The 1838-nt window shown below is 42.2% G+C and carries 2 protein-coding genes and 1 pseudogene; 2 read left to right on the top strand and 1 reads right to left on the bottom strand.

The features are described 5' to 3' along the window. Window positions 1-152 (top strand): annotated as a pseudogene (locus tag J5224_RS26255) (chemotaxis protein CheV); the annotation flags it as partial. Window positions 153-217: 65 nt separating this feature from the next. On the opposite strand, the gene J5224_RS26250 reads toward J5224_RS26255, so the two are convergent. Continuing rightward, window positions 218-1111, bottom strand: coding sequence for a DMT family transporter (locus J5224_RS26250; RefSeq protein ID WP_264628115.1), 894 nt, complete (start codon window positions 1109-1111; stop codon window positions 218-220). Between the two features lie 267 nt (window positions 1112-1378). Here J5224_RS26250 and J5224_RS26245 point away from each other — a divergent pair. After that, window positions 1379-1838 (top strand): hypothetical protein (locus J5224_RS26245; protein WP_264628114.1); only part of this gene is annotated, 460 nt, incomplete at its 3' end.

The following is a 1838-nucleotide window of genomic DNA, read 5'->3' as shown; positions in this document are numbered from 1 at the left end:
ATGAGTTCCTTAAAAAACTGCCTGTGATTATTCACTCTTCACTGTCTGGCAGCGCTAACGAAGATCACGTGCGCAAGGTGGGCGCGGATGCTTATGTGGCGAAGTTTGAAATTAATGAATTGGCAGAGGCGATTCACTCTGTTTTAGATTGATATTGTTGCCAATGTAGAAGATTCATGCCGCGGGTGCTTTGCAGGTGCATCAGCGGCATTTTACTTTATGCCTGTTGCGGCGTTTTGGAACACAGCCAGATGCCAAAGACAATCAGTAGTGCGCTGACCAGATGAAAGGGTTCCAGCGTGGTATTGAGGAACACCAGACTAAACACCCCGCCCGATAACGGAATCAAGTGCGTGTAGATTTCTCCCCGCGTTGCACCAATGTCACTGATCCCTCTGTTCCAAAATACATAGGAGAGCCAGGACGGAAATATCACCAGATAGGCCAATCCGGTTAAAAAGTCCCATTGAAAGTAAGGTGCTACGTCGAGAGAAGGAAGATCGACGACATAAACAAACACCAGGGGGATAAGCAGTATCGCGCCGAGCAGTGCGCTAACGGCCACGAAGGCATTGCCCGGTATGCTTTTGTCTTTTTTCCGTAAAAAGGTGCAATAGAATGCCCAACTGAGCGCCGATCCCATGGTCCATAAATCCCCCTGATTGAGCGCGTTAAAGGTCTCTGAGGTGGGGATTTGCCCCTTTACCACCAGATACAACACGCCACCGGTACTGAGGATGACTCCGAGCATATTGTTACGCGAGATAGGATCGTTGAACACCAGGCGGTTGAGCAATAACACTACCGCTGGCGTGGCTGACATGTAAATTGCGGCATTCAACGATGTGGTATATTGCAAGCCGATATAGAGCGTCAAGGGAAACAGGACTTGCCCACACACGGAGAGGAAAAACAGGATCCCCAGAGACGTTCGCATCGTTGACCAATGCTGCCGTACCTGCCTGAAATAAAGGGCCATCAACAGTATCGCTGTGATGGCCCAGCGCGCTTGTGTCATGATGATAGGATCAGCGCGTACTACCAGAACATGACCAACAACGTAATTTCCCCCCCAGAACAGGGCTGCCAAGGTGAGTAAAAGATAAGGCATGATTCCATTCTCTTAATTAGCGTATTGGCGATTATTTATCATTGGTAAAAGATTGGCAATGATACAAATCAATAACGATTAATTTAAATAATTGTTTATTTGTGGAGGCGCCGTTTCCATTTATTTGAAAACAATCCATGTCATGGTTTTGGTTATTTTTATGATTTTATAGTGTTAATGCCTGATTATAAAATAGTGAGTGATGATTATTATTCGTTTAGATATTAATAATATATCATTGATTATTTAAACGGTGTTGGAGGGGAAATGTCTCATTGTATAACTCTTAAAGAAACCGATCTTGGTTATTCTCACTTTGTGAGTGTTTGTGATAAATTAGAGTCTGATGATATTATCCGGTTAATAAGAAATAATAATGGGGGTATATGTTTATCATCGAATTACTCCATAGCTGATCGTGTTATATTGTTTGTTTCTAATATCCCATGGCTCTCTGATTTTGAATGCATATCTAGCTATAAACAAAAAATTGAATCCCAGCAAAACGATGCAGTTATGGTTTTTTTAGAAACTTTAAATAAAGGGTTTGGCAATACGTTTTCACTTGACCGTTTGCCAAAGATTAAATCTGGAGCGGATTATCTGAAATGTAGGAATGTTACTACGTACTTAACATTAGCATCTACAGTGAATCCTTCATCATTTACCGCCAAATATTGTAATCAAAAAAAGGTTATCGTTATGAAAGAAGGGCTGGTTAATAAAT

Source organism: Candidatus Symbiopectobacterium sp. NZEC135 (assembly GCF_025962695.1).
Note: the sequence above shows the minus strand (reverse complement) of the source record. Positions and strands in the feature narration are given on the sequence as shown.